The organism is Marseilla massiliensis, from assembly GCF_023336985.1.
In the GTDB taxonomy this organism is placed as follows: domain Bacteria; phylum Bacteroidota; class Bacteroidia; order Bacteroidales; family Bacteroidaceae; genus Prevotella; species Prevotella intestinigallinarum.
The window spans coordinates 39,271-59,451 of the sequence record NZ_JAMBLP010000012.1 but is presented as its reverse complement, the minus strand read 5'-3'; the positions used below and the strand labels follow the sequence as shown (position 1 = coordinate 59,451).

Below are 20,181 nucleotides of genomic sequence, written 5' to 3'. Positions count from 1 at the left end.
CTTATATTTAGTCGACCCTGTCGAGCACGACCGGCAGGTCGGTACGCAACTGCAATGTTCCTGATGTTATCAGTGTGTCGCCCACTTCCAATCCGGAAAGCACCTGTACCCTGTCTTCCGTACGCAAACCCAGCTTCAGTTCGACAGGCTGGGCCTTGCCAGACTTGTAGAGATACACCTTGTCTTTACCCATCTCTGGCACTACTGCCTCTGCAGGTATGGCTATAGCGTCTTTTATTTCCTGCTTCTTGAGGTTGATGCTGGCATAACGGCCTGGTGAAAGCAAACCGTTGGCATTGGCATACAAGGCCCTGACAGTAAGGGTATGGGTATTCATGTCTATCACAGACTCTTTTGCATAGACCTTGGCAGGGAAGGTCTGCAAGAAGCCGTCGACCGTGAAATTCAACGAGATGCCCGGCTTCATGTCCTTGGCATAGCGCTCTGGAACGGCAAATTCGACCTTGAGGGGAACATATCTGGTCAGCTTGCTGACAACGGTCGTAGGAGAAGCATAAGCACCCACGCTTATCTGACGCAGGCCTATCACACCATCGAAAGGCGCACGCAATTCTGTCTGCTCTATCTGTGCCTTGACTGCATCAATCTCTGCCTTAAGCGTTGCCAACTCGGTCTTGACCTGCTCATAGGCCTCCTGGCTCACCGCATCATGCTGGAGCAGCGTGCGCTGTCTGTAAACGCGGTCGTTTGCAAGTTTCAATTGTGACGACAAACGGCGCAGCTCTGCCCTCAGCACCTTGTCATTAACCCTGGCCAACAATTGGCCTTTTTTTACATGGGCTCCTTCCTTGAACATAATCTCGACAACTTGTCCGGAAGTCTCAAACGATAAATCAACCTCCTCGTCTGGCAGAAGCGTTCCTGTCACCATTATTTCATCAGACAGCACTCCCTTTTTAACCCTCATTCCGTTGACGTTGAGAACCTTTTTCTTGCCCTTACTGCCCGCTTCAACCTTATCTGCCTGGGACAATTCGGAATTTTGTTTCGGCATCTGCGAATATATTCCCCAGCATACCAAAGCACAAACAATAAAGGCCACAAGCCCCCATTTCACTTTTTTATTCATCTATACTTATTTTTTGTTTTGTTTTATTCCACTCTACCAAGATACAATCAACACTAACACAACCTGCCCAAACAACAGTTATATGCATCGCCTTCACGACAGAAGGCATGTCATTGACAAATCATGATAATTGTAAGCGTTTTAGTTTTGTCTACAAAATTAATATAAATAAGCTAACGGGAAAACAGACTTTGGTATTTTTAATATAAATAAAGATTAAGAAATACTGAACAATTGATATGTAAATATGAAAACATTACAGCCACATTCCGGGCAAGAACACACAATTTGGTGAGGTATTATAATTATAATAAGTAGCTGTTCAAAATTAACCGATACAATAGACCTTGCAGGTGTCCTCTATATCTTTGCCACCATCTTGTGTGCTCTTTCGGGCCGCATGCCAAAGTCTCATCGGTCGCGTAGCCCGCTACGCTCTCTCTTCGGACTGTGGCATGCATCTCAGAAATAGCGCACAATTTGATGGCAATTAATTTTGAACACCTACTTATGAGCAGCCAACAGAAATGCCGCTATGACAATCTGCTAAACTCATTTTTTTTAGTAACTTTGTATATCGGTTGTAATACCGTGAAACTGCTATGTGCAATTATAATACCCAGACGCTTATGAAACGATCCGAGAACGAATATGCCGTACCGATAAACATTTACCCCAGCTTGTGGAAGAGCCTGTTGTTTGTCATTGGCTGTATGGCTTTTGCTGTGATAGGCTATTGGATACAGGACAATCCGTCTGCCGACCCGGTGAAGAAGGTGTTATTCGGCTGGTTGGCCATTCTTTTTTTCGGAGGGGGTGGCTTGTTTCTCTTTCTCGTTACGCTGTATAGTAAAATTTTCCGTATTCCTTTGTTGAGAATTTATGACGACCGATTGGAACATTATCTCCTGCTTAAAGGTGTATACCACACTTTGCATTTTGCTAATTTACGGAGGTTTAGAATGATAAAAAGTCGTGGGGTAAAGATGGTGGCTATCGATTATAAAACGGCTCCGATGATTGATAAGATGGAGCATTCGTCACGATGGATGCAGGCGCTGATGATATTTAGTTTTCATCAAAATGGAGCCATTGCATTTATAACGGTTCAGAATCTGGACACGAACGGAAAAGAGCTTTGCGAATTGCTCAACGCACGCCTTAAACAGTTTCGCAAAGCGAGTACGAATGAAAAAGAAGATGTCGGCAGTTGATAAACGGAAGAACCGAGTTTGTTACATAGCTCTTTGGATGTCCATTGGAGTTATTCTTGGTTTTCTTTTCTACAATATATTTCTACAAAATCGCTACACGATAGCAGATATAAATATTCCAACATCAGAAATTTAGTTAGAAAAAAGCCGATTATTGTTTCAACGCGAACAGCAACAGATATTAAACGTAGCGTTCGTAAAAATCGTGACCGAGTTAAATAAAAAGAGGGTTAGTCACTCAAGGGTTAGTCAACTCAACTGTGTCAAGTCGCTTCTCCGTTATGCATTAACCCCGGTCGGCGGACGCGATTTTTAATCGCGTTTCGGCGACTTGGTGCACGTAGTAGCCATCCTCGGCTATTATATGGAGTCTCCCGACATTGTATAGCACCTGCAATGCAAATTTTACAGGCAGGAGCGCAATCTGCACCCACACCATCCAAAGGACTGTCTTGTATCGGAGAGAATCTTTCATCATTCACTGCAACAGGGTCTGCCACTGTAATCAGGCAAAGTCGCAAGAAGTAACCGTCGCTTGGTGTGCCACATCCGGGGTGGAGACAGGAACACCGCCTACTTTACAGAAACGAGTTGCGCAACTCACGGGTGTTATACTGAACTTGCCTTTCCTTTTTCTGCAAAAATACTGTTTTATGGCATAAAGTGAGCCTTCGATAAGATGTTTTTTGCGTAAAGTGTTGGTTGATTGGGTGTAAAGTACTATTTTTGCATTTGACCCCCGCTAAATCATTGCGCTATGGTTACTGATATATACGAGAAAATTAACGAGTGGATGGGAGCACATATCGCGTGGGCGCAGGCTCACCCGAAATACGGGTTGCTGTTTGCGAGCGGACTGCTTGCCCTGTGGCTCACGGGGTTGTTGCTGCGATGGAAATGGGCATGCGAATGGCAGTTCAACCGTGCCAAGACTTGGATGTTTGACAGCTGCTCGCCCGAGACGCGACGCAGGATTCAGATTGTGCTAGTCGGCATAGCGTTAGTCGCCTGCCTGACGATGTTCTTTGTGTGGGAATGAGGGAGTTTTTGCAACACCCTCACCCTCCAGTGATTTTAACGGAGATTCTCATTGCATTCTTATGAAAAAAAGGTTTGTAGCGTGCCTAATATACACGCACGTTCAAGACCTTCCCGTCAAGTAGTTCCACGTAGCGGTTGTCCGAGAATCTCCATGTTTCGAGCGTCCCGTCTTGCCTTTTTATCTCTGTCTTTCGATAAGGTTCGCCCCATGCGGCAATGACCATCTCGCGTGTCATGCCCGTGTCCACCTTGCGGAATGCCACCTGCTTACCGTATTTCTTGCCGTAACGTTCCGTCAGTGAGGAGATGCGGGCGGCACTCACAAATCCATACACCTCGTCGCCACCTATGGAAAAGGCTTCCACACGAACTCCGTCCGCTCCCTCCATGAGCAGGAATGCGCCGTCGCTGTTCATCTTCAAACCGACATCCACGCAGCGGTATTCCGTACCTTCGGGTGGTGTTATGATTTGTCCGTCTTCGGTTTCTACCCGTTTGGCAAGTGAGAGGAATGTCTGCCCGATGTATCTTTTCAGCTTCTCGTAGAAGCCCAAACAGGTCATGCTGAGAGGGTAAAGATAAGGATTGTAGTAGATTTCTTCTCCGCTTTCCTTTTCGCGCAGCAGCAGGCAACAGCCGACTGTGAGGTAATCCCTCTCTGTCCAGACTTTCAGCACCTCATAATACTTTCCCACCACCGCTTCGGCAGGGGTATTGCCCTGCCCGTCATCCTTGTAAACCTGTCTCCCGCTCCCGGCAAGGAAGTTGCCCGTGAAGAAAGTGTCGTAATACCCCCGGCTGTCATTCCTTGCCCCGTGCATGTAGAGGGTTTGTCCGGGCAGGGAGGCAAAACTTCGCTCTTCCACGTTCGTAAGGCTATCGTAAGGCTGTGCGTTTTGCACCGTGTACTCTTTCATGCCACTGTTCCGAGTCACGATATTGAGTTGCGCCTCCGCATACAGGCTGTAACTCAAGAATGCCATGATGGCTAAATTCGTTTTTCTCATTGCTTATTGTTTATTTATTTAAAAGATAATGGGTTGTATTGTTCCGCTTGTTCAGTCGGTCTGCTGTTTGTTAGCTGCTGTAGGTTTAATTCTTAGTTCCAATATTTTTTGAGCCGCTTGATTTTTGATTTTTCGACGTAGACTATCCAACCTACGCTGTCCGATACGCCTGTCCGCTGCACGAAGTACATTTGCCAAGCCCCAATAGTCATTTTCAAAATGTTTGGTGACAATCTCTGAAACAGGAATGTCAATATAATCACGAATCAAGTTTGAAATATCGGAAACATCGGTCGTATAAGGATAAATTTGATGTATTCCATCCGGATCATAATTCCTAACAGTTCCATCTGCCAATACAAACTGTTTCGGATAATCAAATATTATCTCCTTCCCGAGTGTAATCCAGTACCGAGGAAGTGCTGTATTTCCATATCGACTTCTCATCGGATAAGCGACACAGTGAATCTGAAAATCAATCGTTGGATCAATTATCAGATATAATTCCTTTTGTAGTTTGCGCCAACTCTTCATTTGTTCTTTTTTATTCAGCAGCTTAATGTTAAGGCAGATAAACCTACTTCAATGTTTCATCTGTTTGTTAGCAACCTTGTTTTTACCATATACCAACTTCACAAATGCCTTTGAATCTATCTAATATCATTTCACTTTTTTTATCACTTCCCAAATTTACACTTATATGCTTGAGGTTAGGAAGATTTTCAGGAATTACATTATTCAATGAATCAAGAGGCAATTGCAAGTATAAGTTTTTTAAATTCTCGCGGTATAAAGGAAAACTTTGTAGCCGCTTCATATTGGCAAGAGACATACAGGTTAAAGAATGAAGGCTACTTAAATCCGGCATTTCTTCAACATTGCTAAGTCCGTCTAAATAAATACATCTTAGTTCCTTTAAATCCAATAAAAAATTAAGATTCAATATTTTCGGCGAACGGTATATATCTATGCTTCTTAAATTTGGTGCCTTAATACCTAAATGTGTCCCATCCTTTAAATTAAAGCAAGTTAATGTTTCCAAGTTTGGTAGACAGGACAATTTGTTCGAATCTAACCCTTTAATTTTTAATCGCTTCAGTCCGTTCAGTTTGTTCAATGCAGGATATTGATATTTCGTTATAGGATAAAAACTCATACAAAGTTCTTCCAATTTCTCCAATGAAGCAAGTTCGTCAATGCAGAGTTTTTTATCATATAGTGCATCAATAACTATACTCCTCAAATTTCTGAATATTGAAATTCCTTCAATTGTTTTCAGAATATTCTCGGTGTAATTATATGATTCAACTCCTATTACATTGTCACTTATACATTCAAAATAGGAGAAAGCAATCAGATTGTTGTTATTTGAACTAATTACCAATGTAACTTCTGTCGCTTCATTGATTATAGCTTCTTTTAGAAGTTTCAATTTCTCAATGTCAGGTTGTTCTTTTATCAACAATCGCAACTGATTACCTTCATTTTTTAGCCCGATAATCTGTTCTTCTGTATATTGATTTAATTTTTCAATGAACATATAGTTTCTATTTACAGGGTTGTTAATGTTTGGCGGATAATCGACCGTTAGGGAGATTTATCCGCTTGTTAATCGCTATTCAACTCTCCCACGTTACATAGTTAATTTCTCCAGCACTATTAGTATTGACAACCACCAGCATATCTGCAATTTCACGACCTATGGTATAATCCCATACTGCATAGTTTTCATCGCCGGGATAAAAGCCGATTCGGTCTAATTCTAAAACCGACAACAGCCTTTCCCCTTTGGGCTTGGAATAATCTGTACCTGCTAAGACATTATCTATGGTAGAAGCATCCAATTTTTCAAGATGAATATCAACATATCCCTTTACAGCACCTCCATCTTCGTAATCTGAACGAATGGCAGCTTCTACATTGGTTTTATGTTGTTTTAAGTTCTTGATATAACTCTCGTATTCTGCAACCCAGTCATGTTCTGGCACGCCAGCATAGAAATTCAGATCTAATTCTATTTGATGATTGTCAATTGTAACCTTTCCGTTGGTTGCCTCTTGTGGAGAGTTGATTTCCATATCTCCAAAATAAGTAATGTCCTTTTTCATATTTCGTTCTTTTTTATTCAAGCGATTAATGGGATGCAGCTTGCCGCCGTTATAGGTGGCACAGGTGCTTGTTAGCAACTACATTAATAGTAAGTCTTTTCCATTTCTACAACTTCATTTGCATTTTCATCCCAAAAGAGTGTTCCACATTCCTCGCATTTTACATTTGCCTGATGGCTTTCTTCTTCAATCGACATATCATAATATGCAGTATCTTTACAATTAGGGCATATTATGTAAATAACCACTCTACCTTGCTTTTGCTCTAAAGTTGATAGTTTCCAAAAATCGGATTTTATAGACTTAAGTTTTTTGGCGTCTTTTTTATAAGACACCAATATGTTATAAGTGTCAGTTCCCAAATCAAGCAAGACAATTCTTGCACCGAGCTTTTCCAATCGCTTGTCAAAATAGGATAACGCAAAGGGTACAAAATCACCTCGTTGGGGTTCTTCTATTTCTTGGTTATACTTTTGGTAGACTTCTTCTTCGGGAACGTCCAACCGGATTCCCAGCATTGATTGCAGACGGCTGTCGAAGAACCCGTAGAGCATCCCTTCCTTATCTTCTCCACTCCAGTCCACCACCAAAAGTAACTTCTTGTTTGTCAACTCGTCAAACAAGCTTTCATCATCTTTTATAGCCTTCACATTCATTTCTGCAAGTTCTTTTTCTCCAAGAACTTTTACGAGCATTGTTTTGTAGTTCATAATTCCTGTTTTTTATTTGTTGCTAATGTTCGGTGGCTAACCGACCTTTTAGGGGAGGTTAAGCCGCTTGTTATCAATCTTCTTTCTGAGTGATTTATTTCTATTCCTATCTTGATAGAATAGGATTTCATCTTCATCAATACTATCAAGATACACCAAATCATAAATTCCTTTTATCAATCCTAACCGCATTGAATTAAGTTCTATAACAGACAGCATAAATCCTGAAACGCAGAATTTACGAATATACATCGGAATAAATGCTAAATTTTTACAGCATAACAATGGGCCTCCAAAGCGTTTGTCACAAAAGACTTTCTGCCCATTTACGATAAGAGTGCCAACCAGGGGACCACCTTGGCATATTTCATTCAGATCTGTGTATTGAATATGCCAGTTATCTTGCTGTATATCTTTTGTAAATCTCCAAGGAGTATCAGATTTATTTACAATTCCAATGCTCATAAATTTCTATTGATTGATAAAGTCCAGCGGATAATCGACCATTAGGGAGATTCATCCGCTTGTAACCGACGCTTTTATTGCTGATTCTCTTGTTTATTCTCCTTCTCGTAATAGTATGTACTTGCAATATCGTTCATACGAAATATTATTCTTATTCAGATAATTTTCAAAATCAGCATACATATCCAGTTGTTGTAGATATTCTCTATATGCGGCATAAAATTTTCGACAATCTTCTATAAGAATTTCGTCATTGGCAATATTTAGTTTGTTTGAAATGGCTTGGAAACTGTCAACAGAGCTTAACATATTCGGTATATCCGAAATGCTTGCTCCATTCACGCCAGACAAAACACCATAAGGAATTTCATGTATTGAGTACCATAGATATTCTTTTACAATGAAATATTTTGTTTTTAACGCATCTTCATTATCAGGATCTTTTTCAAGAACCATATCAGCCAACTGAAGCGAGCTATATTTATAATTATGCTCTTTAGAAAATATAGACACAGGACTTGTCGTTGATATAAGATCAATCCAATCTTTACCACGCAGGCAATAAAATAGGAATTTCAAACCTTCTATGCCTCCGTTCTGAAAGTCCTCATTAACCGTTGGGAGTATTGCCTTGTCGATAAAAATTTTGTTATAGCTTACATCTTTGTATTTGTCCCAATACTCATACAACTCAGAGATAGTCGGATTGGCGTCCGCATATCGAGTCTTAGCCCATTCCGTTAAGAGAATGTACCGCTGTTTCCTTTCGGGCTTGCTAAGATATTCCTTTCGGAATTTCAAGCATATTTCAAGATAATCAGATAATATTTGTTTCATTGTTTTTGTTTTCTCGTAGGTAATGGTTTGCAGCTTGTCGCCGTTAGGTGGCACAGGTGCTTGTTATACACATTTTAAGCATAGTAATAATACCAATTACTATTAAAATTATTATCAAAATTTTCCTTACTATCTATCTCAACATGAAAATTTTCTTTTGTAAAAAATCCAAATTCATCATAGCGATTCAATAAATCTAAATACATTTCCGACCATATATCTATAAATCCTCCTTCTTTATATTGCCTTACTTGCTTATCCTCATACAAGAAAAAAACAACATTAGCCAAACAGCGAGAAATTACCCATAAATCATTACAATGCAGTTTTTCTTTCAACTCCAATATTTCAAGTTCAGTAATGCTGTTATTTGCTTCCTCTTTTGATAATGTTTCAAATGCTTGATAGGATAGACAAATACTATCGGATTTATTTTCTGCATTCGCAATTAGTTTGAATTGCTTTAATATTGCATTCCTTTTTCGAGAATCAACAACAAACGGTTCTTTATAAAAGAAATTTTCCTCATTTTCATATTTGAAACAAAGAGTAACATTAATTGAATCGTTTCTTTTACTACAAGTTACATTGATTACTTGTACAGAAAATCGTTCCTGTATATAATGGGCAAGTTGGGCATATTTTTTATTCATCCTTTCTTGTCCGAGTAAAATTCTCTTGGTTTGTTGAAATTCGCGATTTGTCATCTTTTTATGTGTATAATGTCTGGTGGCTAACCAATCTTTATGGGAGGTTGAGCCGCTTGTTAGTTTCCAATTATCCTTCTAATACAGATTTATATTCTATTTGATTATTCTTTTTTATTATATAACAACACAAAACATGGTCTGAAAAATATTCAACATCACTACCAAGATAAACCATGACGTCAGGTTCATCTTCTAAATTTCCTATACAAAATCCTATCTCAAAAGGATAAAAACTTTCCAAAAACTTTTCTTTTGATATAGGCAAAGTAATCTTACAATCTTCAGCCCAAGTTTCAGCAGTCTGCAAATATCCTTCATCTATAATATTTTGAAGAACCAGGTTTCTGTCTTGATTAAAGCGAATCAACCTATATTTTATTTCTTCTATAAAAGGGGAAATGTCATGATTTTCCGTATAAAAATAAATATTGGTTTGAAGCAAGACTTCTTCATCCCACATTTCTATGGTAATATTTTCATTCTTAATCGACCGATTGAAATGCTCTATCGTTATATCTTCAATTTTCATAATCAAATTCATTTAATGGAAACTAATGACTTGGAAAGGAACGCCGTTTAGGAGTTATCTTTCCTTGTTATCAATTATATATTCTTTATATTCAAGAAACGCAGTATCAATATCTTCTTCTAATAGGTAGTAGAAACAATCTTGTATCATATCAACCCATTCTATGATTTGCTTTTGCTGCTCTTGTGTAACAAAATCAGCTCCTTCAATCCACCTCCTGCCTAAATGTATTATGCCATATACATCATTTAGTAGGGTTTGATTGATTGTTGGCTTCATAAAATCATCTGCAAGGACTTTAAGACATTCCATTATCTCGATAAAATTACACTCATATAGTTTTCCTTGAAATGGACGAAGTGAACCAAGAAATCCATTTTCCCATTTCTCATTTTCTATATCATTGTTTCTACAAGAATGGAAACTTAATAAAATATATGCTTCTTCTTTTGTCATTGCGTTTCTGTTTAATTATTGATAATGTTTGCGTTCCGCCTTGTTCAGTCGGTTTGCTGTTTGTTAGCAATTCCTTTATACTTATTCAGCCATTCTTCAAATATCTCATAGGATACTTCAACTTCTCTTGAATAATATCTATTATCACATACCAAAAGCCGAATACAGCTTTGGGCATTTAGAACTTCGTCAGGTATATGGATCATATCAATAGAAGCCTCCCGTATCGTTTCGTTCTCAAAAAATAGCTTACCATTACTTATAAAATAGCCACAGTATATGCTATCAATGATTTTCCGAAAATCCTTAACTGATGCTCCTGCTACAATTTTTCCAAAAGCATAAACTTTCTTATCATCCATTCCTAAAACTCCGTCTTGTAAAGAAATGAAATGCTTTGCATTTACGCTTGTCAATTTTGTCAAACCGTCATTCCAATGTGCATGATACCATATGGTGTTGTCTATCTTGATATAGCCATGAGCTGACAACTCAGACGAACCATACCACATACCATTATCTAAGGTCTGTATTACTGAATCGTTATTGACTTTCACACATCCATTTTCCGTGATTACATGACTGCTGGTTTTAACAAAGGAATAGTTTAATATCATAAAACCAACAGGAGATACACCACGCAGTGGTTTATTACGAAGAAATACTCGTTCGTCATCATAAGCAAAATTTCTCCAGCATCGCATCTTTTTAGGATGTGCATTTTTTAAGGGGATATTATTTCGCTCATAAAAAACAAACTTTCCATCCGTCCAAAAATGGCAGTTGTTTTCCTCGCTTTCAATGGCTGAATGATAATTCAATTTGATAGATTCCATATTTCTTCAACAAATTGCTAATGGATAGCGGGCAACGCCGTTTAAGCGTTATCCCGGTTTGTTGGCAACTTTACTTTAACTCATAGCAAGCATAGAATTCAATTTTATTTCCTTCAAGAATATCATTGATCTGATGCTCCAGTTCGCCCAATCCTTTGACACTTGTTATTTGACGGTTGAAACCTGATTGCTCAATCTCCAAATCAATATTTAAATGTCCGATTGATATAAAATGACCTTTTAGCTTCTCTATATCCGTATAATATAGAGATAACTTGCGTACACCAAAACTTCCCATAGCATTGTTTTTTGTTACAGGGACTTCTTCTGTCAAAATCGTATCTATTGTTGGCTTTAGACAGTCATTGTAAGTAGTAGGAACAAAAGCATAATAAGCATCTTTTCTGTATTGATAAAATTCCTCAAAGATGAGGCAACGGTACTTGTTATCAATTTGAAAGGCAATTACTTCTCCTTTTGTAAAAAGACTGTTTACGATTGTCTTGTGCTTTTGCGGCTTACGTACTTTAAAGATGGGTGTGCTTACCTTTTTGAGTAATTTTTGGAGTGCAATATTTCTTTGTGAAATAGCGGTTTTGTCTATTTCAGCCCAAGTCTTGTCAGCTCCGTTTTCCACAATAATTTCAAGTTGTTTTATAAAGTAATCATCCAATAACCCGATTTTCCAAAGCGTAAGACAGGCTGTAGAAATATAAATCTCAAAATCAAGTGAAGATGACAAATTCTGTAATTCATTTTTCAGATAAGATTTAATTTCATCTGCCGACTGTCCAAGATCATATCTGTCCAATATTTCATTTTGAACATCTATGCTTAAATCGCTTTCCAATATGTTTATACCGTCAATCGCCATATTTATTATTTCTTTTGTTGCTAATGTTTGGCAGCGTTCCGCTTATTCAGTCGGTCTGCTGTTTGTTAGCGGTTATACTTATATTTCGTTCAATCCATTTTTGTGCATGCTTGTAGTTCAGCTCCGCAGCTTTCCTTATTAGCTCAAGCCCTTTATCTTGATTCGGCATGATTATTTTTCCTTCCCAATACAAAATACCTAAATCAAAAAGTCCATGCGGATTGACCTCTGAATTTTCTGCTCTTGGAGAATGGTAATCTATGCTGCCATCAATTCCTATTATCCAATAATCACACGTTTTCGTGCAACTATGGGAAAAAGCTCTTTTTATTATTACATGTGAATTATTTTCCCATTGTAGCTCACTTATGCTTTTGCTGTAAATGTGATAACCACTTGGAGCAAACTGAACCCGTTTTATAAGCTTGCCACTTTTATCGGTAAAGTCAACGTATATGCCGTCTTTCTCATAATCGTCTTCAAAATATATTTGAGCTTTCAATTGCCTATTTGGAGAACATTTCGCTTTTCGCCAGTACTCCCGAAAAAGGCAATTCTTCCCCAAAATGCGGTTGTAAGTATGTTCAAAAGACTCTGTTTCCCAACTCATTTCAGAAACTAAAGACATTATGGCTTGTTGACATAATCCGATAATATATAATGATTTGCCGCTTGGGGTCAATCGGGTAAACTTGCCAATGTCCATAACATTTGTCACCACTTTTATGTTTGCACAAGATTGAGGATGTTCCGCCTCTTGTGCATCTTCTGTCAGACAAACCGTTATAGAAACAACATTATCTGTTTGTGTCGCAGGAAAGTAATACTCGTACATCCTTGACAAATACGCACAGAATACTCCAACTTCATTGATTGCACTGTCACGAGTTGTATCAACAGCCTCTGACGGCTTTGTCTTAATGTCACAAACAAATCTAAAGTATTTCATTGCTTTTCAATTCCTAACCGCTAATGTTTGGCAGCTAATCGCAATTTTGGGCGATTGAGGTGTATGTTAGTGTTCATTTCATACATAAAATTATTCATGATGTCAGTATAGATCCAATTAATTACAAGGGTGTTCTTAACAATGCCTCTCGTAATCTATTAATCAATCCTTTAGAACTGATACATTCCATTGGACTTATATTATCTAAGATAGGAATTGCCCTTTGAATCCATTTGATACTATCGTTATAAAAATAATAATATACTACGTAAGCTATATCCTCATAAGGATTTAGATACTCCTTCAACTTGTTTAATATGTCATAGTTTGTATTAAAATAAGGGGAATCGACTTCTTTTTTTGCAGTTTCTGCAAAATGAGACCAAATTTCATCTCCAGAGTATTCATTTTCTAATTTTGCATCCATTTTCACACAATTATCATATTAAACACTAATGTTTGGCAGCTTGCAGCCGTTAGGCGGCACAGGTGCGTGTTATCTGCATCTTAATAAAAATCACAATAAAATACCCATTCGCCTGTTAAACGGTTTTTTGCCAAATAAATGTTTCCATTATCAATGACGTTGAAGTTAGCTTTCTCATCGGAAGCTATCTGAAGTACAAATTCAAATCCATCGCCAAAATTCACCCCCGACTGGATATAACAAGGATAACCGCCTATCTTATGTCCAGAATAACATTCCGTATAGTCATAATAGTCGGTGATTTCCTCCTGGTCTTCCATTTCGACTAACCCATCCTCTATCTCTGTAGGAATGTCTCCGCTATCCCATACAGGATAGTCTTCTTCAATTAGGCAGCTTTTCAACGGAAACGGTTTGATGGGTGATGATGGACTGGAAAGGTCTTTAATGACCAATAAATCTTTATCTGTATATTCTCGTATAATCCAACCATCACCATTAGTGGATAAACTTGCCGGTATATCTTTAGATATAAAAACCGTCAGCACTTTTGTACCTTTAAGTGCATCAGGAATATAAGGCAATCCATCAAGGCATACTTGTAATAAAGGAAACATCGTCTTCCCTTCATTGTCAGTAGGTATTGTTTCCTCTTCTTTATACATATACACTCTTCCAATCCAGCTTTCGCTATCGGAGTTTGTAGGTTTAAAACCGCCTGTCGTAAAACCTGTCGCTTTCTTTACAAGCATTCTTTTTATTAATCTATTCTTTCCATATCTATAATTTGATTAATTGCAGATAATGTTTGGTGGCTAACCGACCTTTCAAGAGAAGTTAAGCCACTTGTTAGCCACTAAGTTATGTATTTATAAATACTTATATTCTTCATCATCAAAGAAATCTTCTGTTATCAAAACAGAAAGATGTTTTTTTTGAAAAAGAACATAAGTTTCTTCATATAATCTGTTTTTATTTTTACACTCAAATAATAGCTGGGCGATATTCTTTATATCTTCACTATCTGTCGTATTTTGCGAATATTTATTGGCTAAATCTGCAATTGTTTCCACCAGTTTGTCATCAATAAGCCTAAGAATTATAGATTTAGCATAAAATGAATAGGTATCATTACTATATATTAAGACATAAAACAAATCTTCTAAAAGAAAAATACATGTTTCATTAGGCATATACCTCAGAACTTCTAAAGCATAATAGCAATTAATGTTACCACTATGCAAAGCTTTTGAAAGGTCTTTTGTCTTGTTATTATGTTTTCTAAATACTGAAAGGCTTTCTTTATATGCCTCATAATCCTTTACGACTTGATTCCATTCTGCTGAATACATACTTATTCTTTTTTGAGTGGCTAACGTTATGCTAACAGCCGATTTGGCTGTTATTTTCTTTAAGTATTTCATATCCCATCGTCCTCCAAGATGTCGTCAACGGGCTTTTTACATGGCTCATGTAAGTGTCGGCTATGTGGACATACATCTCGGTAGTCTTGATGTTGTTATGCCCCATAAGTTCCTTCACTATCTTCAGGTCGGTGCCCTGCTCGATAAGGTGCGTGGCAAAGGAGTGGCGCAGCAGGTGGGGATAAATCCGCTTGGTTATGCCGGCTTCACGCGCCGCCGCCTTCAACCGCTTCGACACGATGCTCTCGGTGAACTGCTCGCCTGGCTTGCGCTCAAAGAGCCACACCTGCGGCTTGTACAGCCCACGGTATTCCGTCAGTTTCTTTACCATCGGTCTGGAAAGCAGCGTGAAGCGGTCTTTGCGTCCTTTTCCTTGCCGGATACGGATCAGCGAGCGCGACACGTTGATGTCGTCGGGACGCAACGCCAGAAGCTCGCTTATTCGAAGCACCGCCGAATAGAGGACGGAAAACATGCAGAAAAAGCGCAGATCAACCGCCACGACATCCAGGCACGCCTTGACCTCTTCCTTGCTCAGCACGTCGGGCTGCACATTCTCGCGCTTTGCCAGGCTCACCATGTAACAATGGCGTTCGCGCCCCAACACTTTCTCGTAATAGAACTTGATGCGTTGATGCGCTGGTTCTGCTGGCAGAGTGAGAATATGTCCTACTAATATAATGCGGATTTTGCTCTGAGATGAAGTCAACTCCTCTCTAAGAACATCTACAGAAATTAATCTTTTTGCCATTGTCCTTGTTTGTTTGTGCGTGAAGCAGATTCTCCCTTTTCCAAGTCTGGAACAGTTGTTAGCGTTGGATCAAGTTCTAACAATTCGCCGATAGAAATGATACGTGCATCAGACTCATCAACTTCTTCTCCACCTAAACATTGCCAATCCCCATCGTCATCCAAATAGACGTAAAGAATTGGACTGTTTTGTTCTACGACAAATATGGTTGACAATACCGGTTTATTTTTGGTCTCAAAATTAATATTCATATATTATAGAATTAAATTTTATATATAAAATCAGATTACAAAGATAATAAAATTATATTTCCTCACTCGTATTCCACTTATAACGCCATACCCTTAAGCTCCACGAAAACTACTATCCGAATGATACATACGCAGAAACTCCAATGGTAAAGCTCCTGAGAAAGAAAAATCAATGCCATCGTATAGAACAGAGCCTGTAACAAGGTTGACAGGCTCAAATCCATAGAAAGCAAGCTCTCTTTTTTGATTCAATGTAAATTGCGGCATGTACTACGTGGATTTATATTTAATCTTCTAAATCATAAATCTTACCAACAGATTGACCGATAATATCAATATAACTCTTCGCATCTACTACTTGCAAGTTTTTGATACTCCTGCTACCACCAAGTGCTAATGCCGGAACATAACCATAGCATTGACCATATTCTAATTTAGGTAGTTTATCCTTCACTTGTAGATAGGGCTTGGCTTTATAATCTCTTAACAAATTTATTTCATCGTTAATAAGAATATCAAGATATACAGAAGGATCGCTCCCTGTTATTTCTTTTTTTTAAAAACCTGATATTCATAAACGCCCCTCTATTACCTTCATCTGGAGCTATGATCCAATTATCATTCCCTTCCCATAATAATAAATCCCCCAAGGCGGTAATACCCCAAACTATGGTTGGTTCTAATAATTTGTCGATATAATCAAACACAAAATCATATTCTTCCGGATTTACAATTTGCAAATATCCGTTTTCGTAAACTCCAAAGCCCATATTTCGCCATATCCAAACCAGTTCTTTTGGGAATTTTCCACGAAACATTTGCTCATACTTAGAAATCATTTCTTCTGATACATCGGAATGCTTTACATAAGTATCCTTGTTTCTTGCAATAAATCTTTTCAAATCTTCCATATTATTAATATCGTGTTTGAATGAGCTATATGAATTACTTACACATGTCAATTTGTTGATTGGCAAAACGACATTGTGACTCTACCATACTGAGTATCAAGCAATAATTGCCATGACCACCAGCAACAAAGATACATATTTACTTTTGATGTCAAATGAAATTGGCCGTCATTCCGAAAAATATTGGAAAAATATACATACAATTCTGATAAAACAATGAATCATAATCGTGATTTAGCCACCGAAAAAGGCCATGGATTATGCTAATCATGCCTCGGAGGCATAACGGCGAATTTGATTGCATCGCACATTGCGGCCATTATTGGTAAGGGTACTTTGCAGTTTCATAGTGAGCCTGCCTGGATCTATTGACGCTTATAGTGCATTCCACTAAAAGCCGTGTATAAAAGGTACGACGCGCATTAAGCGCACAACCCGAAATTGGGCTACTCCATCCAACGGCATCACTGATGATATAGGTTTATAAAAAAAACGTTGTAAAACAGATGTTTTACAACGTTTTGCATTGCTTTGAAGGCATTTTATCTTCATTGCCGAAGACCTCTTTAAGCCTTTGTGCGGTGCGTACGAGATTCGAACTCGTGACCTCCTGCGTGACAGGCAGGCATTCTAACCTACTGAACTAACGCACCATTTCAATTTTTCCGCTCTCTTCAAGCGGTGCGTACGAGATTCGAACTCGTGACCTCCTGCGTGACAGGCAGGCATTCTAACCTACTGAACTAACGCACCTCTTGTCTTCATTTCTGATTGCGGGTGCAAAGGTAGGCATTTTTTTTGAATCTCCAAAACTTTTCACGAGAAATTTACAAAAAAACTTGCAAAACCTTTGCATCGACAAACTTTTTGCCGTCGAAGAGCCAATCTTTGAGCCTTCCGCAGCCCGTATAGCCCATGCATTCAAACAGTCTGACCGAGACTACATTTGTCTCAGCAACCACCGCATATAATTGATGCAGATGCAACACATCAGAGGCATAGGCCGCCACCTCCCTCAGGGCCATGGCCGCATAGCCACAGCGCCTGTATTTTGACTCTATTACAATGCCGACCTCTGCCCTAAGATGCCTCGGATCAAAGTTCACCAGGTCAACCACCCCGACCGGAACGCCAAGTCCATCATCAATTATAAGCCTTACCTGCTTGTCGATGTATATGTCGTTTGCCGCATTTGCTATATAATCGTGAAGCGCATACCGTGAATACGGCACATTGGTCGCCCCCACGTTCCAAAGCGTGGTGTCGTTTTCAATCTTATACAGCCAATCAAGGTCTTCGGGCTCCATGGCCCTCAACCTTATATGCTGCTTTGCGCCAAGAGTTGTCATTTTATTATCTCGTCGGGTGTAATAATAATCTTTGTCTTGTTGGAGAACGTCCCGAGTTTAACGTCGGGCCTCGACACTTGCGCCATTATCCCCAGCATAGACTTATAAGAAAAGGCGTCTGTGTCGAACACGACATAGAGAGGTGTCTTTTCCAGATATCGGTTCACCATGTCGATGGCCAACACATAGTTGTTCTCATCGCCGCTGCAGAAGTCGGCCGAGAGCCCCTTCCGCCTCGCTACGAGCCTGCAGCGGTCGGTCATCTGCTTCCCGCCGACGAACAGATACCTCGGGTCGTCGCCCCGCTTGTATATCAGCCCAAGCGACTTGCGCAGCCTGTACGAGAGCATCTTGACCAGAGCTACCAGCGCCTTGACATATATGGCCCCCTTGATGGGAACCGTTATGCAGAAGCTGAGATGGCCGTAATGCTTCCTGAAGAATATGAGCATTGCCTGATAAAACACATGCACGTAGCGGAAAGATGTCTTATGTGTACTCTCCCCCTTGTAATGCAGTATCGGGTAAGGCAAATACCAGTTTTCATAGCCCCCCTGCAGCAGTCTGTACGACAGGTCGATGTCTTCGCCATACATAAAGAAATCCTCGTCGAGCAGTCCAACCTTGTCGAGCGCCTCGCGCCTCAACAGGCAGAACGCCCCGCTGATTACCTCTATGCAAACGGGCTCTTCCCAGCTCAGGTAGCCCATGTAATACCTGCCGAACGTGCGGCTTTGCGGGAAGCGGGCACAGAGCCCGAACATCTTGTAGAACGATGTCATTGGCGTTGGCAGTCCCCGCCTCGACTCCAGCGCCCTTGTACCGTCGGGATTGTACATCCTGACCCCGGCACCGCCGGCAGCGGGATGCAGATCCATGAAGGCGAGCACATTGCGTATGGTGTCTTCACCAACAAACGTGTCGGGGTTGAGCAGCAGCACGTATTCGCCTGCCGACTGGCGTATGGCTATGTTGTTTGCCCTCGCGAAGCCCAGGTTATGGTTGCAGTCTATGACGGCCACATTCTTGAAACGCCGTGTGATGTAGCCCACCGAATCGTCTTTCGAGTGGTTGTCTACCACAAAAATCTCGCTTTCGATGCCGTCGAGCGCCCGCCCAAGACTATCTAAGCACTGCTCTACGTAGTACTTTACGTTATAGTTTACTATGATTACACTCAGCTTCATTTGTCTTTTTCGGCCATTGACACCTCGTAGTAGCATTTCCCCAATGCCGGGAACACAAACGGCATACACAGAAACAGGATGATGGCCATGTACCCAAATGTTGTTGACATGAAGAGATAGTAAAGCAGCGTGTTGGCCACCATGGGCAGCGCAAGCAACAAAATGCGCACTGTTCCCCACCTGGCCAAGGCCCGGTCGGCGCCAACGGCAAGAGCATGCCTCACCGGGGCAAACCTGAACATGCGCAAAGACAGAGGTATGGCCACAAGCGTGAGCAGCTCCATGGCGGTCATGGCAGCAAACTCGGCACCGCTTGCCGAAGCGCAGGCGCCCACTGCGAGCACATCGCTCTCATAGGCGACAACAAGTGCAAGCGACACTACTATGCCTGTCCAAAACTCTGCCATCAATATGTTTCGTGTCTTTTTCATCATTATTTTACTTTCCGTCAAACAATGTCCTATTCTGTATCGACCGGCCCAACGTCACCTCATCGGTGTATTCCAGTTCGTCGCCTACGGATATGCCGCGGGCAATGACGCTCAACCTTACGTCGTATGGCGCCAACTTCCTGTATATATAAAAGTTGGTGGTGTCGCCCTCCATGGTTGAGCCAAGGGCCAGTATGACCTCTTTCACGCCTCCGCGGGCCACCCGCTCCACCAGCGAGTCTATCTCGATGTCGCCCGGCCCTATGCCGTCCATTGGCGAGATGACCCCTCCCAGCACGTGGTAAAGGCCATGAAACTGCATGGTAGCCTCGACGGCCATGACGTCCTGCACGTTCTCCACCACGCATATCGTTGCCCCGTCACGGCTGTGGTCGGAACATATAGGGCAAACGTCGCCGTCGCTTATATTGTGGCAAACGGAGCAATACTTGACCTCACGCCTCAACTTGCCCACGGCTCCGACAAAGCGCTCCACCTCGTCGGCATCTCGCCTGAGCAGGTGAAGCACAAGCCTCAGGGCCGTCTTGCGGCCTATGCCGGGCAACTTGGCAAACTCGTCGACGGCTTTTTCCAACAATTGTGAAGGATATTGCTGTATCATAT

At 40.5% G+C, this 20,181-nt stretch carries 27 protein-coding genes, 2 tRNA genes and 1 pseudogene; 2 read left to right on the top strand and 28 right to left on the bottom strand.

Annotated features, from left to right (window positions below; genetic code table 11):
* Positions 1 to 7: 7 nt before the first annotated feature.
* Positions 8 to 1,090 carry an efflux RND transporter periplasmic adaptor subunit gene (locus M3089_RS09625; RefSeq protein WP_249083729.1) on the bottom strand — a complete coding sequence of 361 codons (1,083 nt, stop codon included), beginning with the start codon at positions 1,088 to 1,090 and terminating at the stop codon, positions 8 to 10.
* Between the two features lie 629 nt (positions 1,091 to 1,719).
* Here M3089_RS09625 and M3089_RS09620 point away from each other — a divergent pair.
* Together M3089_RS09620 and M3089_RS09615 are read left to right on the top strand one after the other, a co-directional pair.
* Positions 1,720 to 2,304, top strand: coding sequence for an STM3941 family protein (locus M3089_RS09620; protein WP_249083727.1), 585 nt, complete (start codon positions 1,720 to 1,722; stop codon positions 2,302 to 2,304).
* A 757-nt stretch (positions 2,305 to 3,061) separates the two neighbouring features.
* Entirely contained in the window at positions 3,062 to 3,343 is a 282-nt protein-coding gene (locus tag M3089_RS09615) for an Imm17 family immunity protein (RefSeq protein ID WP_249083724.1), read from the top strand.
* Between the two features lie 85 nt (positions 3,344 to 3,428).
* Here M3089_RS09615 and M3089_RS09610 read toward each other — a convergent pair whose 3' ends face one another.
* The 27 genes and pseudogenes from M3089_RS09610 to recR form a co-directional block, all read right to left on the bottom strand.
* Positions 3,429 to 4,352, bottom strand: a complete 924-nt coding sequence (locus tag M3089_RS09610) for a hypothetical protein (protein ID WP_249083723.1) — start codon at positions 4,350 to 4,352, stop codon at positions 3,429 to 3,431.
* Positions 4,353 to 4,403: 51 nt separating this feature from the next.
* Positions 4,404 to 4,886 (bottom strand): SF0329 family protein, encoded by a 483-nt coding sequence (locus M3089_RS09605; RefSeq protein ID WP_249083722.1) that lies wholly within the window; start codon positions 4,884 to 4,886, stop codon positions 4,404 to 4,406.
* Between the two features lie 82 nt (positions 4,887 to 4,968).
* Positions 4,969 to 5,892, bottom strand: a complete 924-nt coding sequence (locus M3089_RS09600) for a hypothetical protein (protein WP_249083721.1) — start codon at positions 5,890 to 5,892, stop codon at positions 4,969 to 4,971.
* A 79-nt stretch (positions 5,893 to 5,971) separates the two neighbouring features.
* A complete protein-coding gene (locus tag M3089_RS09595) occupies positions 5,972 to 6,460 on the bottom strand; it encodes a DUF2004 domain-containing protein (RefSeq protein ID WP_249083720.1) in 489 nt (162 codons plus the stop codon).
* A gap of 83 nt (positions 6,461 to 6,543) precedes the next feature.
* Complete coding sequence (locus M3089_RS09590; protein WP_249083718.1) at positions 6,544 to 7,170, bottom strand: DUF6630 family protein; 627 nt, start codon at positions 7,168 to 7,170, stop codon at positions 6,544 to 6,546.
* Positions 7,171 to 7,218: 48 nt separating this feature from the next.
* Entirely contained in the window at positions 7,219 to 7,635 is a 417-nt protein-coding gene (locus M3089_RS09585) for a hypothetical protein (protein ID WP_249083709.1), read from the bottom strand.
* A gap of 93 nt (positions 7,636 to 7,728) precedes the next feature.
* Positions 7,729 to 8,472: a hypothetical protein gene (locus M3089_RS09580; RefSeq protein ID WP_249083707.1), complete on the bottom strand. Its 744-nt coding sequence runs from the start codon at positions 8,470 to 8,472 to the stop codon at positions 7,729 to 7,731.
* A gap of 74 nt (positions 8,473 to 8,546) precedes the next feature.
* Positions 8,547 to 9,179 carry a hypothetical protein gene (locus M3089_RS09575; RefSeq protein WP_249083705.1) on the bottom strand — a complete coding sequence of 211 codons (633 nt, stop codon included), beginning with the start codon at positions 9,177 to 9,179 and terminating at the stop codon, positions 8,547 to 8,549.
* Between the two features lie 70 nt (positions 9,180 to 9,249).
* Entirely contained in the window at positions 9,250 to 9,711 is a 462-nt protein-coding gene (locus M3089_RS09570; RefSeq protein WP_249083703.1) for a hypothetical protein, read from the bottom strand.
* A 54-nt stretch (positions 9,712 to 9,765) separates the two neighbouring features.
* Positions 9,766 to 10,167, bottom strand: a complete 402-nt coding sequence (locus M3089_RS09565; protein ID WP_249083701.1) for a hypothetical protein — start codon at positions 10,165 to 10,167, stop codon at positions 9,766 to 9,768.
* A 44-nt stretch (positions 10,168 to 10,211) separates the two neighbouring features.
* Complete coding sequence (locus tag M3089_RS09560; protein WP_249083698.1) at positions 10,212 to 11,003, bottom strand: DKNYY domain-containing protein; 792 nt, start codon at positions 11,001 to 11,003, stop codon at positions 10,212 to 10,214.
* 70 nt (positions 11,004 to 11,073) lie between these two features.
* On the bottom strand, positions 11,074 to 11,877 hold the full coding sequence (locus M3089_RS09555) for a hypothetical protein (protein WP_249083697.1): 804 nt from the start codon (positions 11,875 to 11,877) through the stop codon (positions 11,074 to 11,076).
* Positions 11,878 to 11,923: 46 nt separating this feature from the next.
* The gene (locus M3089_RS09550; RefSeq protein WP_249083695.1) at positions 11,924 to 12,826 is read right to left on the bottom strand and encodes an SEL1-like repeat protein; all 903 of its coding nucleotides are present in this window, start codon (positions 12,824 to 12,826) and stop codon (positions 11,924 to 11,926) included.
* Positions 12,827 to 12,947: 121 nt separating this feature from the next.
* Complete coding sequence (locus tag M3089_RS09545; protein WP_249083694.1) at positions 12,948 to 13,253, bottom strand: hypothetical protein; 306 nt, start codon at positions 13,251 to 13,253, stop codon at positions 12,948 to 12,950.
* Between the two features lie 80 nt (positions 13,254 to 13,333).
* On the bottom strand, positions 13,334 to 14,005 hold the full coding sequence (locus M3089_RS09540) for a DUF1963 domain-containing protein (protein ID WP_249083692.1): 672 nt from the start codon (positions 14,003 to 14,005) through the stop codon (positions 13,334 to 13,336).
* A 117-nt stretch (positions 14,006 to 14,122) separates the two neighbouring features.
* Positions 14,123 to 14,605, bottom strand: coding sequence for a hypothetical protein (locus M3089_RS09535; protein WP_249083690.1), 483 nt, complete (start codon positions 14,603 to 14,605; stop codon positions 14,123 to 14,125).
* Between the two features lie 31 nt (positions 14,606 to 14,636).
* Positions 14,637 to 15,337, bottom strand: a pseudogene (locus tag M3089_RS09530) (tyrosine-type recombinase/integrase); the annotation flags it as partial.
* A gap of 75 nt (positions 15,338 to 15,412) precedes the next feature.
* Entirely contained in the window at positions 15,413 to 15,679 is a 267-nt protein-coding gene (locus M3089_RS09525) for a hypothetical protein (RefSeq protein ID WP_249083688.1), read from the bottom strand.
* Between the two features lie 93 nt (positions 15,680 to 15,772).
* The gene (locus tag M3089_RS15940; protein WP_394802277.1) at positions 15,773 to 15,946 is read right to left on the bottom strand and encodes a DUF6531 domain-containing protein; all 174 of its coding nucleotides are present in this window, start codon (positions 15,944 to 15,946) and stop codon (positions 15,773 to 15,775) included.
* Positions 15,947 to 15,965: 19 nt separating this feature from the next.
* Entirely contained in the window at positions 15,966 to 16,169 is a 204-nt protein-coding gene (locus tag M3089_RS09520; protein WP_249083686.1) for a T6SS immunity protein Tdi1 domain-containing protein, read from the bottom strand.
* 25 nt (positions 16,170 to 16,194) lie between these two features.
* Positions 16,195 to 16,590 (bottom strand): GAD-like domain-containing protein, encoded by a 396-nt coding sequence (locus tag M3089_RS09515; RefSeq protein WP_249083684.1) that lies wholly within the window; start codon positions 16,588 to 16,590, stop codon positions 16,195 to 16,197.
* Positions 16,591 to 17,169: 579 nt separating this feature from the next.
* Positions 17,170 to 17,243: transfer RNA gene (locus M3089_RS09510), tRNA-Asp, on the bottom strand.
* Between the two features lie 26 nt (positions 17,244 to 17,269).
* Positions 17,270 to 17,343: transfer RNA gene (locus M3089_RS09505), tRNA-Asp, on the bottom strand.
* A gap of 74 nt (positions 17,344 to 17,417) precedes the next feature.
* Positions 17,418 to 17,939 (bottom strand): GNAT family N-acetyltransferase, encoded by a 522-nt coding sequence (locus M3089_RS09500; RefSeq protein WP_249083678.1) that lies wholly within the window; start codon positions 17,937 to 17,939, stop codon positions 17,418 to 17,420.
* Positions 17,936 to 19,126, bottom strand: a complete 1,191-nt coding sequence (locus M3089_RS09495; RefSeq protein ID WP_249083676.1) for a glycosyltransferase family 2 protein — start codon at positions 19,124 to 19,126, stop codon at positions 17,936 to 17,938. Before M3089_RS09495 ends, M3089_RS09500 begins: the two co-directional genes overlap by 4 nt.
* Positions 19,123 to 19,560, bottom strand: coding sequence for a hypothetical protein (locus M3089_RS09490; protein ID WP_249083674.1), 438 nt, complete (start codon positions 19,558 to 19,560; stop codon positions 19,123 to 19,125). Before M3089_RS09490 ends, M3089_RS09495 begins: the two co-directional genes overlap by 4 nt.
* A gap of 4 nt (positions 19,561 to 19,564) precedes the next feature.
* Entirely contained in the window at positions 19,565 to 20,179 is a 615-nt protein-coding gene (recR, locus tag M3089_RS09485) for a recombination mediator RecR (RefSeq protein WP_205111485.1), read from the bottom strand.
* Positions 20,180 to 20,181 lie beyond the last annotated feature (2 nt).

Bases quoted from the DNA above. Each gene is read 5' to 3' on its own strand.
- M3089_RS09625 (WP_249083729.1), bottom strand. From the start codon at position 1,090: ATGAATAAAAAAGTGAAATGGGGGCTTGTGGCCTTTATTGTTTGTGCT.
- M3089_RS09620 (WP_249083727.1), top strand. From the start codon at position 1,720: ATGAAACGATCCGAGAACGAATATGCCGTACCGATAAACATTTACCCC.
- M3089_RS09615 (WP_249083724.1), top strand. From the start codon at position 3,062: ATGGTTACTGATATATACGAGAAAATTAACGAGTGGATGGGAGCACAT.
- M3089_RS09610 (WP_249083723.1), bottom strand. From the start codon at position 4,352: ATGAGAAAAACGAATTTAGCCATCATGGCATTCTTGAGTTACAGCCTG.
- M3089_RS09605 (WP_249083722.1), bottom strand. From the start codon at position 4,886: ATGAAGAGTTGGCGCAAACTACAAAAGGAATTATATCTGATAATTGAT.
- M3089_RS09600 (WP_249083721.1), bottom strand. From the start codon at position 5,892: ATGTTCATTGAAAAATTAAATCAATATACAGAAGAACAGATTATCGGG.
- M3089_RS09595 (WP_249083720.1), bottom strand. From the start codon at position 6,460: ATGAAAAAGGACATTACTTATTTTGGAGATATGGAAATCAACTCTCCA.
- M3089_RS09590 (WP_249083718.1), bottom strand. From the start codon at position 7,170: ATGAACTACAAAACAATGCTCGTAAAAGTTCTTGGAGAAAAAGAACTT.
- M3089_RS09585 (WP_249083709.1), bottom strand. From the start codon at position 7,635: ATGAGCATTGGAATTGTAAATAAATCTGATACTCCTTGGAGATTTACA.
- M3089_RS09580 (WP_249083707.1), bottom strand. From the start codon at position 8,472: ATGAAACAAATATTATCTGATTATCTTGAAATATGCTTGAAATTCCGA.
- M3089_RS09575 (WP_249083705.1), bottom strand. From the start codon at position 9,179: ATGACAAATCGCGAATTTCAACAAACCAAGAGAATTTTACTCGGACAA.
- M3089_RS09570 (WP_249083703.1), bottom strand. From the start codon at position 9,711: ATGAAAATTGAAGATATAACGATAGAGCATTTCAATCGGTCGATTAAG.
- M3089_RS09565 (WP_249083701.1), bottom strand. From the start codon at position 10,167: ATGACAAAAGAAGAAGCATATATTTTATTAAGTTTCCATTCTTGTAGA.
- M3089_RS09560 (WP_249083698.1), bottom strand. From the start codon at position 11,003: ATGGAATCTATCAAATTGAATTATCATTCAGCCATTGAAAGCGAGGAA.
- M3089_RS09555 (WP_249083697.1), bottom strand. From the start codon at position 11,877: ATGGCGATTGACGGTATAAACATATTGGAAAGCGATTTAAGCATAGAT.
- M3089_RS09550 (WP_249083695.1), bottom strand. From the start codon at position 12,826: ATGAAATACTTTAGATTTGTTTGTGACATTAAGACAAAGCCGTCAGAG.
- M3089_RS09545 (WP_249083694.1), bottom strand. From the start codon at position 13,253: ATGGATGCAAAATTAGAAAATGAATACTCTGGAGATGAAATTTGGTCT.
- M3089_RS09540 (WP_249083692.1), bottom strand. From the start codon at position 14,005: ATGCTTGTAAAGAAAGCGACAGGTTTTACGACAGGCGGTTTTAAACCT.
- M3089_RS09535 (WP_249083690.1), bottom strand. From the start codon at position 14,605: ATGTATTCAGCAGAATGGAATCAAGTCGTAAAGGATTATGAGGCATAT.
- M3089_RS09525 (WP_249083688.1), bottom strand. From the start codon at position 15,679: ATGAATATTAATTTTGAGACCAAAAATAAACCGGTATTGTCAACCATA.
- M3089_RS15940 (WP_394802277.1), bottom strand. From the start codon at position 15,946: ATGCCGCAATTTACATTGAATCAAAAAAGAGAGCTTGCTTTCTATGGA.
- M3089_RS09515 (WP_249083684.1), bottom strand. From the start codon at position 16,590: ATGGAAGATTTGAAAAGATTTATTGCAAGAAACAAGGATACTTATGTA.
- M3089_RS09500 (WP_249083678.1), bottom strand. From the start codon at position 17,939: ATGACAACTCTTGGCGCAAAGCAGCATATAAGGTTGAGGGCCATGGAG.
- M3089_RS09495 (WP_249083676.1), bottom strand. From the start codon at position 19,126: ATGAAGCTGAGTGTAATCATAGTAAACTATAACGTAAAGTACTACGTA.
- M3089_RS09490 (WP_249083674.1), bottom strand. From the start codon at position 19,560: ATGATGAAAAAGACACGAAACATATTGATGGCAGAGTTTTGGACAGGC.
- recR (WP_205111485.1), bottom strand. From the start codon at position 20,179: ATGATACAGCAATATCCTTCACAATTGTTGGAAAAAGCCGTCGACGAG.